This window comes from Actinomadura sp. NPDC000929 (assembly GCF_040492065.1).
GTDB classification, from domain to species: domain Bacteria; phylum Actinomycetota; class Actinomycetes; order Streptosporangiales; family Streptosporangiaceae; genus Spirillospora; species Spirillospora verrucosospora.
This window is the reverse complement of the sequence record NZ_JBEUPA010000085.1, coordinates 17,785-34,662: the sequence shown is the minus strand read 5'-3', so window position 1 is coordinate 34,662 and position 16,878 is coordinate 17,785. Positions and strand designations below refer to the sequence as shown.

At 75.5% G+C, this 16,878-nt stretch carries 5 protein-coding genes; 1 reads left to right on the top strand and 4 read right to left on the bottom strand.

Features of this window, described 5'->3' with window-relative positions; genetic code table 11:
- Positions 1-2,206, top strand: a 2,206-nt coding sequence (locus ABWI04_RS26145; protein ID WP_353834097.1) for an ATP-binding protein, incomplete at its 5' end; no start/stop codon positions are given.
- A gap of 12 nt (positions 2,207-2,218) precedes the next feature.
- Here the strand turns inward: ABWI04_RS26145 and ABWI04_RS26140 are convergent.
- From ABWI04_RS26140 to ABWI04_RS26125, 4 genes are all read right to left on the bottom strand, one after another.
- The gene (locus ABWI04_RS26140; RefSeq protein WP_345176156.1) at positions 2,219-2,428 is read right to left on the bottom strand and encodes an MbtH family protein; all 210 of its coding nucleotides are present in this window, start codon (positions 2,426-2,428) and stop codon (positions 2,219-2,221) included.
- Between the two features lie 14 nt (positions 2,429-2,442).
- Positions 2,443-3,711 carry a lysine N(6)-hydroxylase/L-ornithine N(5)-oxygenase family protein gene (locus ABWI04_RS26135; protein ID WP_345176159.1) on the bottom strand — a complete coding sequence of 423 codons (1,269 nt, stop codon included), beginning with the start codon at positions 3,709-3,711 and terminating at the stop codon, positions 2,443-2,445.
- Positions 3,712-3,725: 14 nt separating this feature from the next.
- Entirely contained in the window at positions 3,726-4,745 is a 1,020-nt protein-coding gene (locus ABWI04_RS26130; protein WP_345176162.1) for an iron-siderophore ABC transporter substrate-binding protein, read from the bottom strand.
- Between the two features lie 103 nt (positions 4,746-4,848).
- On the bottom strand, positions 4,849-16,848 hold the full coding sequence (locus ABWI04_RS26125; RefSeq protein ID WP_353834096.1) for a non-ribosomal peptide synthetase: 12,000 nt from the start codon (positions 16,846-16,848) through the stop codon (positions 4,849-4,851).
- Between the last annotated feature and the right edge of the window lie 30 nt (positions 16,849-16,878).

Genomic DNA, 16,878 nt, shown 5'->3' with positions numbered 1-16,878 from the left:
CGGTCGGCGCGCTCCTCGACGCCGGCTGGGTGCGCCCGCATCTCACGGCCCGGAGATGGTCGAGGCGGCCCCCGGCGCCGCGGCGGAGGGCGACCTGGAATCGGCGCGCGGCCTGCTGACCCTCGCGCTGACCGTGGCCGAGGGGACGTCCCCCAAGGCGGCGCGGGCGGTCAACCTGCTGATCAAGTCGCATGTCGCCGAACTCCGGGGAGCCTCCGGCGTGCTGGAGGCGGGCATCGACGCGGCGCTGCGCCTCCCCTCCCAGCAGGACCTGCCGGCGGAGACGGCGAGGATCGCCGCGGAGCTCGGCCTCACGGAGGAGGCCGTCCGGGCGGCGCTCTTCGTCGTCGACGTGCACGAGCGCAACACCCTGCTCGGGACGGTCGCGGAGCGGGCCGCGCGGGACGGCCGCCTGGAGGTCGTCCACCGCGCGCTGGCGGGCATGAGCCGCACCCGCAAGCAGCTGTTCGCGAGCGTCAACGCCGCAGGGGAACTGGCCAAGGCGGGCCGGATCGGCGACGCCGAGGACCTGGTCGGACGGGTCCGGAACGGCTTCCGCCGGGCCACCGGCCTGGCCCGGCTCGCCCGGATCGTCGCGGCCCGGGGCGACCGCGACCAGGCCGTCTCCTACCTCCTGGCGGCCGAGCAGCTCGCGCCCGCGGGCTCGGTGCGGCACCTGACCCGGTTCGAGATCACGGCCGCCGCCGTGGCCGCGGCCCGGCGGGGCCGCTACGGGGAGGCGGAGCGGATCGCCGCCGTCGTCGACAGCCCCCGGCGGCAGGCCTCGGCGCTGGCCGAACTCGCCGAGACCGCCTACCGCGCGGGTGCCTACCCCCGCGTGGCGCGGTTCCTGAGCGCAGCCGAGGAGCTGCTTGGCGACATGGACGACGACTCCCGCGACGCCGTCGCGACGGAGCTGGCGGCGGCCGCGGCCCGGGTCACCGACCTCGACGCGGCGCGGCGGCTGGTCGCGCTCGTCTCGGATCCGGCCATGAGGCTGTCCGCGCTGACCGAGGTCGCGCGCGCCGCCCACGGCTTCGGGAACGCCGCCGAGGCGGGGCGGCTGCTGGCCGAGGCGGAGAAGCGGCTCGCCGGGTTCGACGCCGACTCCAGCGAGGGGGTGGCGACCGAGCTGGCGGCGGCGGCCGTGGAGATCGGCGACCTGGAGCTGGCGGAGCGGCTCGCGAGCGGCCTGGCCGACCCGCGGCTGCGGGTGGAGGTCCTGCTGGCGGTCTGCCGGGCGAGCGCCGAGCGGTTGCGGGCCCTGCGCCGCCGGGTCGTCCGCGAGGCGCGCGGGGTGCGCAACATGCGGATCCGCGGCGAGCTGATCGGCCGGCTGGCCGCCGCCGTCGCGGCGACGGGCAACGTGAACCTGGCGGGCAGGACGATGGACGACGCCGAGACGGCCGTCCGGACCATCGCGATCACCAATGCCGAGCCGCGGTGCCGCGGGCTCGTGGAGCTGGCCCTGCTCGCCGACGCGATCGGCGACGCCGAACGCGCGCGGCGCCTGCTGCGCGAGGCCGAGCAGCTCGCCGCCACCTACGTGGACGAGCAGCGCCACCAGCGGGCCCTGTCGCACATCGCCGGCGCCGCCGCGCAGCTCGGGCTGCTGGACGAGGCGGAGCGGGTGACGGAGATCATGCGGGCGTCGCGGCTGCCGTTCCCCGCGTGGCCCACCATGACGGCCGTCGCGGAGCGGGCCGCGGCCCTGGGCGACACCGCCCGCGCCGTCCGGCTCATCGAGGGGGCGCTGCGGATCGCCCGCAGCGTGCGCGACCCCAAGGTCCGCGGCGCGACCTTCGCCGGCGTCGCCGCCGCCGCGCTGCGGGCGGGACTGCCCGAGCAGGCCCGGGGCATCCTCGGCGAGGAGCCGCAGCACCACCACCGGCAGAGCCCGATCCTGCGGGACATCGCGCTGGCCACCGCGGCGGCGGGACGGCTGCCGGAGGCCGAGCTGATGGTCGCCCAGATCCGGTCGCCCGCCCGCCGCCGGGAGGCGTTCGAGGGCGTCATCGCCCACCTGGTGGAGCGCGGCGACCGCGCCGAGGCCGAGCGCCTCATCGTCCAGGGCATCCGGGAGGACGGCTGGCTGCCGCCCCCCGCCGTCATGATGGCGGCCCTGCCGGAGGTGGTCCCGCCGCTCGGCAACGTCCTGCCCCGCATGGCCGCGTTCGAGGAGGCGGCCAGGGCCGAGCGGGCGTGACCGCCGGCGGGCTCACGGCGTCTCGGCGGCCAGGCTCCGCGGGCGGATGTCCTTCCAGTTGTCCATGACGTACCCGATGCAGCCGGACCGGGACTCGGGGCCGTGGACCGTCGTCCAGCCGGCGGGGACGTCGGCGAACGCCGGCCACAGGGAGTGCTGGCCCTCGGCGTTGGCGAGGACCAGGAACGTGCCGTCGGGGTCGTCGAACGGGTTGGTCGTCATGCTCTTTCCTTCCTCTAGACGCCGGGGGTGACGCGGGCGGACCGCCGCGCCATGGACCGCACGATCTCCCCGGTGCGCACGGCGGTCATGGACAGCAGCGAGGAGGCGATCCCGTGGCTGTGCTCGGTCGCCCCCTGCAGGTAGACGCCCCATTCGGGGCCGGGCTCGGTGGCGATGCGGTAGTCGCGCTCGACGACCGGGCGCCCGTCCGGGCCGGTGCGGCAGTGCGCGCCCGCCTCGCCGAGCAGGTCGAACGGGTCGCGTTCGCGGTACCCGGTGGCGTAGACGACGGCGTCGGCCTCCAGGTCGGCGACCTCGCCGGTCGGCAGGAACGCGACCCGGACCCGCGTCCCGCCCGAGCCGCCGTCGGCGACGTCCAGGACGCGGGAGACGTTGAGGATGCGCAGCCGCTCGGCGCCCGCGACCTTCTCGGCGTAGGCGCGCCGGTACAGCTCGTCGATGAGGTCGAGGTCCACCACGGAGTAGTTGGTGTTGCGCGAGTACTCGAACAGCATGCGCTTCACGTCGCCGGGCGCGGCGTAGTAGTGGTCGACGGCCTCGGGGTCGAAGATGCGGTTGGCGAACGCGCTGTCGTCGGCGGGCGAGTACCCGTACCGCGCGAAGACCGCGCACACCTCGGCGCGGGTGAAGGTGCGGTGCAGGTACTCGACGGCCTCGGCGGCGCTCTGCCCGGCGCCGACCACGACGATGCGGCGCGGGTCCCAGTCGCCGCGCTCGGCGAGCCGGGTCAGCAGGTCCTCGGTGTGCCAGATCCGCTCCCCCGCCTGGACCCCCTGCGGCAGGACGGGTTCGAGCCCCGCGCCGATGACGACGTTGCGGGCGAGGTGCGTCTCCAGTTCGTCGCCGCGGCGCACGACGACCTCCAGGACCTCGTCGTCGTGCGGGCGGAGCGCGACGACCTCCGTCCCGTAGCGGACGCGGTCCTCGAACGCGGCGGCGGCCCATTCGAGGTAGTCGTGGAACTCCAGCCGCGTCGGGAACATCGTCTTGTGGTTGACGAAGTCGACCAGGCGGCCCCGGGCGTGCAGGTAGGCCAGGAACGAGTACGGGCTCGCGGGGTTCCGCAGCGACGCCAGGTCCTTGAGGAAGTGGACCTGCATGGTGGCGCCGTCGATCAGCATGCCGCGGTGCCAGCCGAACCCGGGCTGCTTCTCGAAGAACACCGCGTCCGCGCCGCCGTGCTCCTCCTCCAGCGCGACGGCGAGCGCCAGGTTGGACGGGCCGAACCCGATGCCGACGACGTCGCGGACGGGGGTGTGCATGCGCTCCTCCGGCATCAGGCGGGCCCGGCCGCGCTCGCGGCCTTGGCGATCTGCGGGACGACCTGGTCGATCACGTAGGGGACGGCGAGCGGGGTGGGGGTGCGCAGCGGCCAGAACGACTTCAGGTCCAGCGCCACGTAGGAGCCGCGCCTGACGGCGCCGAGCCCGGCGAACAGCTTGTTGCCCTCGATCTTCTTCTGCGTGGCGGGGTCGTCGTTGTAGTGGCTGAGCAGGACGTCCACGTCCAGGACGGAGACCTTCTCCATGCTCAGCTCGGCGGCGAACCCGTCGCCGGGCAGCTTCCCCAGCGACTCGGGGAGCGTCATGCCGAACTGCTGGAGCAGCTTCACGCTCGTGTCGTCGCCGGACTTCATCACGCCGATGTTGCCGTTGGGGAAGACGCTGGTGAACGCGAACTCCTTGCCGGCCAGCTCGGGGTGCTTCGCCTTCACTCCCGCGATCTTCGTCTCGACGTCGGCGACGAGCTTCCGGCCGTCCTCGGGGCGGCCGATCGCGGCGGCGACCTGCCGGGTGATCTGCTGCCAGGAGTCCTCGGCGGGGCCGTTCTGGTAGGCGAGCGTCGGCGCGAGCTTGGAGAGCTTGTCGTACTCCTTGTCGATGGCGAAGTCGCCGGCGGCGAGGATCAGGTCGGGCCGCAGTGCGGCGACCTCCTCCAGGTTGAAGCCCGCCTCGCCCTGCTTGAGCAGCTTCGGCCTGTCCCCGGTCAGCCTCGGCGCGCTCCAGGGGGTCAGGCCGTCGGGCTGGACGCCGGTGAGCTCGGCCATGCCGACGGGGGTGACGCCGAGGGCGAGCAGCGCGTCCTGGTCGACCTCGCCGAGCGCGACGATCCGCTTCGGGGCGGACTTCACCGTCGCGGAGCCGAGCTTGTGGGCGACGGTGACCGGGAACGCCCCGGCCGCGGCGCCGGAGCCGCCGGAGCCGCCGGCCGGCTCGTCGTCGCCGCAGGCGGCGGCCGCGGCGAGTCCCAGGACGAGCGCGGCGGCGGCGGTCAGGCGCCGCATCGTGGTGCGCATAGCGGACCTTCCATGTTCGGGGGCGGGAAGCCGGAGAGTGTTGATCAGGGATATTAGGTTAGCCTTACCTAACTAGGCAATGGCCGGACGGGTATGAGCCGCCTCACTCCCGCGGTGCCGTCCCGCCGGCGGGAGCGAGCCGGGCGAGCAGGCCCGCCACGGTGGGCGCGGCCATCAGGGTCGAGATCCTCAGGTCCGCGCAGCCGGGCTCCCGCCGCACGCGCCGCACCAGCCTCATCGCGAGCAGCGAGTGCCCGCCGAGGTCGAAGAAGTCGTCGTCCGGGCCGACCTCGGGGACCCCGAGCTCCGCGGCGAAGATCCGGCACAGGGACGCCTCCCGGTCGTCGTCCCGGCGCGCCGCCTCCGGGGGCGCCTCGGCGGTCACGGCGCGGGCGGTCAGGACCGCCGGCAGCGCGCCGACCCTGACGCCGGGATCGTCGGCGACGGCCGCGAGCAGCGCGATCAGGCCGTCCGCCAGCGCGGCGACCGTGGCGCGGTCGAACAGGTCGGCGGAGTAGTCGACGACGAGCCGGAGCCCGTCAGGGCCCTCCCGGAAGATGAAGTCCAGGTCGAACTTCGCGGCGCCCGGCCCGAACAGCGCCTCCCGCTGCTCCAGGCCGGGGAACCGCACGTCGCCGACCCCCTGGTTCTCGTAGCCGACCATCACCTGGAACAGCGGGTTGCGGCCCGGCACGCGGCGCGGGCGCAGCGCCTCCACGACCGCCTCGAACGGCAGGTCCTGGTGGGCGAGCCCGGCGAGGACGGCCTCCCGGACGCGGGCGAGCAGCTCCGCGAACGCCGGGTCGCCGGACACGTCGGCGCGCAGGACCAGCGTGTTCACGAAGAAGCCGACGAGGTCTCGCGCGGCCTCCTCGGTGCGTCCCGCGACGGGGCTGCCGAGGGGGATGTCGTCGCCCGCGCCCGTGCGGTGCAGCAGCGCCGCCACGGCGGCCTGGCAGACCATGAACATGCTGGCGTTCGCGTCCCGGGCGACACGCCCGAGCCGGCCGGTGAGGCCGGGCGGCAGGTCGGCGGTCAGGGTGCCGCCGCGCTGCCCGACGGTGCCGGGGCGCGGCCGGTCCACCGGCAGCGGGATCTCCTCGGGCAGGTCCGCCAGGGCCCGCGCCCAGTGGTCGAGCTGCCGGGCGTGGACGCTGCCGGGATCGGACGGGTCGCCGAGCAGCTCCCGCTGCCACAGGGCGTGGTCGGCGTACTGCACGGGCGGCGGCTCCCAAGACGGCTCCTTGCCCTCCAGCCGCGCCGCGTACGCCTCCGCCACGTCGCGGGCGAACGGCCCGAACGACCATTCGTCGAACGCGATGTGGTGGAAGACGGCGAGCAGCAGGTGCTCCCGCTCGCCCTCCGGGAAGACCGCGACCCGCAGGGGGATCTCCTTGGCGAGGTCGAACGGCCTGGCGATGACGTCCTCGGGGGCGCAGGTCGCCGTCTCCAGGACGGGCCGCGCCTCGTCCGGGGCGAGGATCCGCTGGTAGGGCACCCCGCCGTGCTCGGCGAAGACCGTCCGGAGGCTCTCGTGCCGGGCGGTGACGTCGCCGATCGCCGCCTCCAGGGCCGCGAGGTCGAGGTCGCCTCGCAGGCGGACCGCGAGCGGCAGATGGTAGGCGTCGCGGGGCCCGTCGTCCTCGCGGAGCATCTGGTCCAGCATCCACAGCCGCCGCTGTGCGGACGACAGCGGCACGCGCTCGGGCCGCTCCCGCGGTTCCAGGACGGGCCGGGCCCGCGCCTCGGCGCCGCGGTGAAGGCGTCCGGCCAGTTCCGCGACGGTCGGCGCCTCGAACAGGTCGCGGATGGCGAGCTCGGCGCCGAGCACCGCTCGCGCCCTGCCGACGAGCCTCGTCGCGAGCAGCGAGTGGCCGCCGAGGTCGAAGAAGTCGTCGTCGATCCCGGCGCCGGGCGCGTCCAGGACCTCGGCGAACAGCGTGCACAGCAGGCGCTCGACGGGCGTGCGCGGGGCCCGGCCCGCGCGGCGCGCGCCGTCCCGCCCGGGATCGGGCAGGGCGCGCCGGTCGAGCTTGCCGTTCACCGTGAGCGGCAGCGCGTCCAGCGTCATGATCGCGCTCGGCACCATGTATCCGGGCAGGCGCGCCTTGAGGCTCTCGCGGACCCGCGCGGCCAGCACGCCGTGGTCGCGCGCGGCGACCGGGTCGTTCGCGTACGAGGCGGGCGCGCGTCCGGGCTCGGCGGGCGGGCACGCCGCTCCCCCGCCGAACACGGCGTCATAGCGGCCGGGCCGGTCGGACGGCGTGAGCACGACGTCCGGGAACAGCGCGTGCAGCGTCTCGGGCTCGATCCCCTCCGGGGCCGAGGCCAGCGCCGCGCGCGCCTCGTCCGCCGGGGCCCCTTCGCGCAGCGCCCGCAGCGCCGCGACCTCGCCCGACGACCTCGGGTCTGGGACGCCCCGGACCCGCAGCGGCCCCGCGGGCCTGGCGCGGAGGTCGTCGAGGGTGGTCCAGTCGACGGCCGGGGTCGGCGGGGCCGGGGGCGCGTCCTTGTGCAGGACGACGTCGTAGCGGTGGCGGGTCAGTTCGTTGTGGTGGGCGCCGCGCTTGACGAGGACGTCCACGCGGGACGGGCCGTCCAGCGCGGTGAAGAAGGCCGGGTCAAGGAGGAGCTCCTTCTCCAGGCGGACGGCGCGCTCGATCGCGTCGAGGTCGCCGCCGCCGCGTCCGAGCTGGACCGCGGCGTGCAGGCAGCGGACCGTGCGCAGGTCGCGGACGTCCCCGACGAAGAGCGCGCCGCCCGGGGCGAGCAGGCGCATCGCCTTGGCGACGACGTCCTCCAGGTAGGCGGCGCCGGGGAAGTACTGCACCACCGAGTTGATCACGATGGTGTCGAAGTGGCCTTCGGGCAGGCCTCCGGTGTCGTGCGCGGGCCGGCAGCTGAGGCGGACGGGCGAACCTGGGCCGACGGCCTGCCAGTCCCGGGACGCGGGCTCCGCGGGGCCGCCGAGGTCCGCGCGGAGCTTGGCGATGACCGGCTCGGAGAAGTCGGTGCCCCAGTACTCCTCGCTGCCGGGCGCGAGGCGGGTGAGGAGGAGGCCGGCGCCGACGCCGATCTCCAGGACGCGGCGCGGGCCGAGCGCGCGGATGCGCTCGACGGTGGTCGCGCGCCACTCGCGCATGTCGTCCAGCGGGATGGGGGCGCCGTCGTAGCTGCTGTCCCAGCCCGCGAACTCCTCGGCGTGCACGACCGTCCCGACCTCGGTGTACTCGGTGTCGTAGATCTGCCGCCACTCGGCGAGCTGCTCTTCGGCCGCGCCGTCGCGGGAGCCGTCCGGGACGACGTAGCCGACGAGGCGCTTCCCCCCGGGGACGTCAGTCTCGACCGCGACGACGGCGGCCTGGCCGACGCCGGGCTCGGCGGCGAGGGCGGTCTCGATCTCCTCCAGCTCGACCCGGTAGCCGCGGATCTTCACCTGGTCGTCGGTGCGGCCGAGGAAGTCGATGTCGCCGTCGGCGCGGACGCGCACGAGGTCGCCCGTCCGGTACATGCGTGATCCGGGCGGGCCGGAGGGGTCGGCGACGAAGCGCTCGGCGGTCAGGTCGGCGCGGCCGAGGTAGCCGCGCGCCAGCCCGGCGCCCGCGATGTACAGCTCGCCCGGCGCGCCCGGCGGGACGGGGCGCAGCCAGGCGTCCAGGACGTACCCGCGGGTGTTCCAGATCGGCTTGCCGACCGTCGGTGTCGCGCTGTCCCCCGTCCCGCCGCCGAGGGTGTTGATCGTGTACTCGGTCGGGCCGTAGAGGTTGTAGCCGAGGACGCCGTCGGCGCGCGCGAGCCGCTCCCACACCGACGTCGGGACGGCCTCGCCGCCGAGGAGGACGAGGGGCGGCCGGTGCCCGCCGTCGAGGAGCCCCTCCTCCAGGAGCTGCTGGGCGTAGGTCGGGGTCACGTTGATGACGTCGATCTCGTGCTGCCGCAGGTAGGCGGTGAGGGCCTGGGCGTCGCGGCGGAGGTCCTCGTCGCAGACGTGCACCTCGTGGCCTTCGATGAGCCAGAGCAGCTCCTCCCACGACATGTCGAAGGAGAAGGAGACGGTATGGGCGATGCGGAGGCGGCGCCCCGCCGACGCGACCACCGGGTCGAAGATGTTGGCGCGGTGGTTGAACTGCATGTTGGTGAGGCCCCGGTAGGGCGTCACCACGCCCTTGGGCCGCCCGGTGGAGCCCGACGTGTAGATGACGTAGGCGGGGTGGTCGAGCCTGCGGGGCGTGCCGGGCGCGAAGCCGGGGACCTCGTCCGGTTCCAGGTCGTGGCCGGGCTGCGCCGTGAGGGCCTGGTCGGTCGCCGGGTCGTCCAGCGCGAGGGCGGCCCCGGAGTGCGCGAGGCCGGCGGCGATGTCGCGGTGCGAGACCAGGCAGACGGGCGCCGCGTCCTTGAGCATGAAGTCGAGCCGGTCGGCCGGGTAGTCCAGTTCCAGCGGCAGGTAGGCGGCGCCCGTGCGCAGGACGGCGAACAGGGCGACGACCATCCGCGCCGAGCGCGGCAGGGCGAGCGCGACGACCTTCTCGGGACCGGCGCCGTTGGCCAGCAGGAGCCGCGCGAGCCGGTTCACCTCGGCGTTCAGCTCGCCGTAGGTGAGGCGGACGTCCGGGAGGGACACGAGCGCGGGGTCGCCGGGCCGCTCGGCCGCGCGCTCGGCGAGCAGCTCCGCGACCGTCAGCTCGGGCACGGGGTGCCGCGCCTCGTCCCAGTCGCGCCGGAGCCGGTCGTGCTCCGGCGGGAGGAGGAGGTCGAGCCGGTGGCACGGGGTCTCGGGCGCTTCGGCGAGGCGCCTCAGGACCCGCACGTAGCGGTCGGTGACGCGTTCGGCCTCGGCTTCGGTGAACGCGTCGCCCCGGTACATGACGCGCAGACCGGCGTCCGGCTCGACGACCATGGTGATCGGGTAGTGGGTGGCGTCGCGGACCTCGCGCCCGAGGACCCGCAGGTCGCCGTCCGGTCCGAAGGCGCGGCCGGTCGGCATTCCCGGGAAGTTCTGGAAGACGAACAGCGTGTCGAAGAGGGTGCCGAGCCCGGTGGCGCGCTGGACGTCGGCGAGGGCGACGAAGGAGTGGTCGAACAGCTCGGACTGCGCGGCCTGGACCCGGTCGAGGACGGTGGCGAGGGCGTCCGCCGGGCCCGCCTGCACGCGGACGGGGACGGTGTTGAACAGCAGGCCGACCATCGACTCGACGCCGTCCACGTCGGGGTGGCGTCCGGAGACCGAGGCGCCGAAGACGACGTCGTCGCGCCCGGTCAGGCCCATGAGGACCAGGCCCCACGCGGTCTGGAAGAGGGTTCCGGGCGTGACGCCCCGCTCCCGTGCGACCTCGTCCAGGCGCTCGGCGAGGCCGGCGGGCAGCGCGCGGTGCACCTCTCCGGCGCCCGCGAGGTCGGCGGGCGCGTCGACCAGGCCCGGCCGGACGAGGGCGGGCTCGTCGAAGCCGTCGAGCGCGCGGCGCCAGGCGTCCGCCGCGGCGGTCCTGTCGCGGCCGTTCACCCAGTCGAGGAACGCGCGGAAGGGCGGGACGGGGCGGCGGGCCTCGGCGGCGGCGTCGGTGTAGGCGCCGAGCAGCGAGGTGACGAGCAGGCCGCCGGACCAGCCGTCCAGCAGGATCAGCTCGGAGGTGAGGACCAGCCGGTGGTCGTCCTCGGCCAGGCGGGCGAGGGCGAAGCGGATCAGCGGCGGCGCGGCGGGGTCGAACGGCGCGGCGCGCTGGGCGTCGACGAACGCCTCCAGGTCCTGCGGGGCCACGTCGGCGTGCGTCCACGGGGTCTCGAAGTCGTCCGGGACGAACTGGACCGCGCGGTCGCCGTCGGTCCGGAACCCGGCGCGGAGATTCGGGAACTTCTCCAGCGTGGCACGCACGGCCCGCGCCATCCGCTCGGGGTCGACCGGTCCTGACAGCGTCACCACGGCCTGCTGGACGTAGATGTCGCGGTCCTCACCGGCCAGCATCAGGTGGTAGAGCAGGCCCTCCTGGAGCGGCGATAGCGGAAGCTCACCGGCCGGGTCCCCCGTCCGGGCGGGCTTGGTCTCCTCGGAGGGCGCGGCGGCCCGGGCGAGGGCCTCGACGGTCCGCAGCCGGAAGACGTCCCGGACGGTGAACGACAGGCCGGCGCGGCGTGCGCGGGCGACGAGGAGCGACGCGCTGATGCTGTCGCCCCCGGTGCGGAAGAAGTCGTCGTCGGCGCCCACGGAGTCGCGGCCGAGGACGGTCGCGGCGAGGCGGGCGAGGACGCGTTCGGGCCCGGTGGCCGGGGCCCGCCCGCCCGCCGGGCGTCCGGGCTCGGGCAGGGCGCGCCGGTCGACCTTCCCGTTCGGGTTCAGGGGAAGCTCGTCCAGGACGACCAGTTCGGCGGGGACGAGATAGTCGGGCAGCACCGCTCGCAGCGCGGTGTCGAGCGCCCCCAGTTCGACGTCGCCCGTGACGTAGCCGACGAGGCGGGATCCGTGCGCGGCGACGGCGGCGCGCCGCACCCCGGGCAGGGCGGCGAGCGCGGACTCCACCTCCCCCGGCTCGATCCGGAAGCCGCGGATCGTGAGCTGCTCGTCGGCGCGGCCGAGGAAGTCCAGCCCGCCGTCCGGGCGGCGCCGGACGCGGTCCCCGGTGCGGTAGAGGCGGGAGCCGGGCGGGCCGAACGGGTTCGCGACGAAGCGCTCGGCCGTGCGGGCGGGGTCGCCGAGGTATCCGCGCGCCAGGCCGTCGCCCGCGAGGTACAGCTCCCCGACGGGCACCTCGCGGAGCGCGGCGTCCAGCACGTGAGCGCGGGTGTTGGCGATGGGCCGCAGCCCGCCCGCCTCGGCGATGAGGCTGTCCCCGGCGGCCTCCGAGCATCCGTAGAGGTTGACCAGCCGTCCCGGGACCTGCTCGGCGAGCGCGCTGGGGAGCGCCTCGCCGCTGCTGATCCAGGTGGTGACCGAGGGCGGCAGGCCGTTGTCCGCGAGGACCGCCAAGAGGCTCGGGACGAGCGTGACGAGGCCGACGCCGTGGCGGTCGACGAAGTCGGCGAGCGCGACGGCGTCGGCGGCCGTCTCGGCGTCGGCGATGACGACCGTGTCGCCCGCGACCAGGCCGCCGAGCAGTTCGGTCGTCCCGTCGATGAACGCGGGCGAGCTCTTGGCGGCGCGGACGCCGGGCGCGGCGAGGCCGGCGCCCCAGGCGAGGCGGTTGGCGAGGGCGCGCTGGGTGCCGGCGACGGCCTTGGGCGTCCCGGTGGAGCCGGAGGTGAAGACGACGTAGGACGTGTGGTCGGGGCGGACGTCGGGGCGTTCGCGGCGGGGTGCGTCCCGCGGCGGCTCGTCGCGTCCGAGCACCAGCAGCGGCCGGACGGCGTCGAGCGTCGCGGCGACGCGGGCGGGCGGGTACGACAGGTCGATCGGCAGGTAGGCGGCCCCCGTCTTCAGCACCGCGTACAGGGCGACGGCGAACTCGTCGGAGCGGGGCAGCGCGAGCGCGACGACCCGCTCGGGGCCCGCCCCGGCGGCGGCGAGGCGGTCGGCGAGCGCCTCGGCGCGGCGGTCGAGGTCGGCGTAGGTGAGGGCGGTGTCGCCGAAGACCACGGCGGTCCTGTGCGGGGTCCGCTCCACCTGCGCCTCGATGAGCCCGGCGGCCGTCCGGACGGGGAACTCCCGCGCGGTGTCGGGGTGCTCGACGGGCGCGCCGAGGGAGGACAGCCGCCGGCCGGGGTCCGCGGTGACCTGGGCGAGCAGTGCGCCGAGGTCGTCGGTCAACCGCTCGACGGTCGAAGCGTCGAACAGGTCGGCGGCGAACGCGGCGAACCCCTCGATCTCGTCGTCGCCCTCCGCGAAGTACAGGTCGAGGTCGAACTTCACGCCGCCGGTCTCCGGCAGGAACGGCTCGGCGCGCACGCCGGGCAGCGCGAGCCGCACGTCCTCCAGCCTCTGGTGGACGATCATCACCTGGAACAGGGGGCTGCGGGCGAGGGAGCGTTCGGGCGCGAGCCGCTCGACGACCCGCTCGAAGGGGACGTCGGCGCGGGAGAACGCGGCGAGGTCGGCGGTCCGGACGCGCCGGAGCAGCTCGGCGAAGGTCGGATCGCCGGACAGGTCGGTGCGCAGCACCAGCGGGTTGACGAAGACACCGACCAGGTCGGCGAGGTCGTCGTCGCCGCGCCCGGCGATCGGGGAGCCGACGGCGACGTCGTCGCCCGCGCCGGACCGCTGGAGCAGCGCGGCGACGGCGGCGTGCAGCACCATGAACACGCTGGCGCCGGTGTCGCGCGCGAGGCGCCGCGCCCCCTCCGCCGGGAGCCGGAACGGCACCAGCCCGCCGCGGCGGCTCGCCTCGGCCGGGCGGGGCCGGTCGAACGGCAGGACCGTCTCCTCGGGAAGCCCGGAGAGCGCGTCCGCCCAGAAGTCGAGCTGCGGCGCCGTGCCGGGGGACACCTCGCGCTGCCAGGCCGCGTAGTCGGCGTACTGGACGGGCAGCGGCTCCCAGCCGGGGGCCCGTCCGTCCCGGCGGGCCTCGTAGGCGCGGGCCAGGTCGGCCAGCAACGGCGTGAACGACCATTCGTCGGCGGCGGCGTGGTGCAGGAGGAGGATCAGGGACCAGCCGGCGTCGCCCGTCCGGACGAGGGTGCCGCGGACGGGGAGGTCGCGCCCGATGTCGAAGACGTGCGCGGTGGCGGCCTTCTCGATGGCCGCGAGCCCTTCCGGCGTCTCGTCCCGCGCGTCGACGACGGCGAGGCCGGCGGGGACGTCCGGGTCGAGGACGCGCTGGACGGGCAGGCCGTCCGGTCCCTCGACGAGGAGCGTGCGCAGCGCCTCGTGGCGGGCCACGACATCGGCGAACGCCCGGTCGAGGGCGTCCTCGTCGACCGGGCCGTGCAGGCGGATCCCGAGCGGCAGCGAGTAGGACGCCGACGGGCCGCGGAGCCGCTCCTCCAGCCAGAGGCCGCGCTGCGCCGCCGACGCGGGGACGATCTCGGGCCGCGCGACGTCGCGGACGCGGACGGCGCCGGTCGCGACCAGGCGGGGCGCGAGCGCGGCGACGGTCGGCGCCTCGAACACGTCCGCGATCGACGGCTCCGCGCCGAGGACGGTCCGGGCCCTGGCGGCGAGGCGCGCCGCCAGCAGCGAGTGCCCGCCGAGCGCGAAGAAGTCGTCGTCGATGCCGACGCCCTCGACGCCGAGCAGTTCGGCGAAGATCGCGCACAGGGCGGCCTCGCGGGCGTCGCGCGGCGCCCGTCCCGACACCTCGGCCTCGGGCGCGGGCAGCGCGGCGCGGTCGAGCTTGCCGTTGACCGTGCGGGGCAGTTCCTCCAGGGCGATCAGGGCGGACGGCACCATGTACTCGGGCAGCGCGCCGGCGAGCGCGTCGCGCAGGGCTGCTTCGTCCAGTCCCTCGGCGGGGACGTAGTAGCCGACCAGACGGGGATCGCCGGGGCGGTCCTCGCGGACGGCGACCGCGGCCTGCGCGACGCCCGGCTGCGCGGCGAGCACGGCCTGCGCCTCGGCGGGCTCGATCCGGAACCCGCGGATCTTCACCTGGTCGTCGGTGCGGCCGAGGTACTCGACGGACCCGTCGCGGGCGCGCCGCGCGAGGTCGCCCGTCCGGTACATCCGGGATCCGGGCGGGCCGGACGGGTCGGCGACGAAGCGCTCCGCGGTCAGATCGGGGCGGCCGGCGTAGCCGCGGGCGAGTTGCGCGCCCGCCAGGTACAGCTCGCCGGGGACGCCCGGTGGGACCGGGCGGAGGGCGGCGTCCAGGATGTGGGCGCGGGTGTTCCAGAAGGGCGTGCCTATGCCGTCCGCGGGAAGGTCCGCGGACGTCGCCCAGATCGTCGCCTCGGTCGGCCCGTACATGTTGGTGGCGAGCGTCGCCGACTCCGCGAGCGACGCGGCGAGGGCGGGCGGCAGCGCCTCACCGCCGACCAGGACGCGCAGCCCCTTCAACGCTTGCGGGTCGAGCGTGCCGAGCAGCGACGGGGTGCCCTGGACGATCGTCGCGTCCGCCAGGAGCCCGGCGAGGGCGGCCGGGTCGCGGACCGTGTCACGGCCCGCGAGGACGACCGTCGCGCCGCTGATCAGCGGGACGAACAGTTCCAGGGCGGCGATGTCGAAGGCGACGGTCGTGACGGCGACGAGCCGGTCGCCGGCGCCGAGGTCCAGCCGGGCACGGGTGGTGAGCAGGAAGTTCGTGAGCGCGCCGTGCGGGATCGCCACGCCCTTGGGGCGGCCGGTGGAGCCGGAGGTGTAGATGACGTAGGCGAGGCCGTCCGGACGCGGAGGCGCCGTGCGGGTGTTTCCAACGTCGCGGAGGTTGGTGCCGAGCACCAGGAGTTCGGTGGCTCCAGGGAGCAGCGGCGCGGTGTCGCGGGTGACGATCGCGCAGAGGGGCCCGGCGTCGTCCAGCATGTAGGCGAGCCGGTCGGCGGGATGGTCGAGGTCCAGCGGCAGGTAGGCGGCGCCCGCCTTCAGGACCCCGAGGAGGGCGACGACGAGATCGGGCGTGCGCGGCAGCGCGAGCGCGACGACGCTCTCCGGCCCGGCGCCCCGGGCGCGCAGCTCGGCGGCGAGCGCGGACGCCCGCTCGTCCAGCTCGGCGTAGGTGAGAGCCGCGCCGCCCGCCTCGATCGCCGTGGCCTCCGGAGTGCGGGCCGCCTGCTCCTCGAACAGGGCGACGACGTCGGTCGCGGGCAGGGCGCGGTCGGTGGCGTTCGCCGCGCCGATCAGGGCGCGCTCGTCCGCGCTCATGACCTCCAGCGCGCCGATGGGCCTGTCGGGGCCGGCCAGCGCGTCGCGGAGAAGCGTCTCCAGGTGGGCCAGCAGCGCGTCGATGCGCTCGTCCTCGAACAGCTCGCGCCGGAACGTCGCCTCGACCGTCATCCCCTGCGGCCGGACGAACGCCTCCAGCGACAGGTCGAAGTGCGTGGTGCCGTTGTGGACGTGCGTCCAGCTCGACGTGATGCCGGGCAGGTCCAGCTCGCCGATCTCCTGGGCGAGGAACAGCAGCATCGTGTCGAAGAACGCCGAGCGCCCCCGTCCGCGCGCCGGCCTCAGCTCCTGGACGAGCCTGTCGTAGGGCGCCGCCTGGTGCGCGAAGGCCTCGGCGACCGTGCGGCCCACCCGGCGCAGCGCCTCCCGGAACGTCGGCGTCCCGCTCAGGTCGGCGCGCAGCACGAGCGTGTTGCCGAAGTTCCCGACGAGCCGCTCGACCTCGGCGTGCTCGCGGTTCATCACCGACGAACCGATCGCCACGTCCACCGAGCCGGTGTAGCGGTGCAGCAGGACCGCGTACGCGGCCGCCATCACCATGTACGGGGTGAGGTTCTCCTCCGCGGCGAGCTTGCGCATGCCCTCGGTCACGTCGTCCTCGAAGCGGCGCGCCCGCCGTCCACCGCGCTCGGACACGACCGCGCTCCGCGGACGGTCCGCGGGCAGGTCGAGCGGGGCCGGGGGCGGATCGAGGCGTTCCCGCCAGTACGCGAGATCGTCCTCGGCGACGGGCCGCCGCTGCTCCCACTCGGCGTAGTCGGCGTACTGGACGTCCAGCGAGGGCAGCCCGTCCGGGGCCCCGGTGACGGCCGCGCGGTAGAGCGCTGAGAGGTCGCGCGAGAGCGAACCCCAGGTCATGCCGTCCCAGGCGATGTGATGCACGACGAGCACCAGCGCGTGCTCGTGTTCACCCAGCCGAAGCAGTTCCAGCCGGATCGGCCGCTCAGCCCGCAGGTCGAAGGGCAGCGCCGCCAGCGCCGCCGCCCGCGCCCCGGCGTCCGCGCACCGGACCGGCGGCAGGTCGAGCGAGTCGTCCTCCGTGACGATCTGCACCGCCCGCTGATCGGGGCCCTCCGCGTAGACGGTGCGGAGCACGGCGTGCCGCCGGACCAGCGCCCGCAGCGCCTCGCGGAGGGCCCCGGCGTCGAGCGGGCCGGACATGCGGATCAGCAGGCAGACGTTGTAGGCGGGGCTCTCCGGGAAGGCGCGGTGGTGCAGCCACATGCTCTGCTGCGCGTGGGACAGGGGGGCCGGTCCGTCCGAGCCCCGGGGGGCGAGCCGGGCGGTGTCCGTGCCCAGCCCGGCCTCGGCCATCATCCGCCGCATCAGTTCGCGCCGCCGCGCCGCCGTCGTCTGCTCCACGCTCAACTCTTCCGTCGTCGGGCTTCGCCA

Bases quoted from the DNA above. Each gene is read 5' to 3' on its own strand.
- ABWI04_RS26130 (WP_345176162.1), bottom strand. From the start codon at position 4,745: ATGCGCACCACGATGCGGCGCCTGACCGCCGCCGCCGCGCTCGTCCTG.
- ABWI04_RS26140 (WP_345176156.1), bottom strand. From the start codon at position 2,428: ATGACGACCAACCCGTTCGACGACCCCGACGGCACGTTCCTGGTCCTC.
- ABWI04_RS26135 (WP_345176159.1), bottom strand. From the start codon at position 3,711: ATGCACACCCCCGTCCGCGACGTCGTCGGCATCGGGTTCGGCCCGTCC.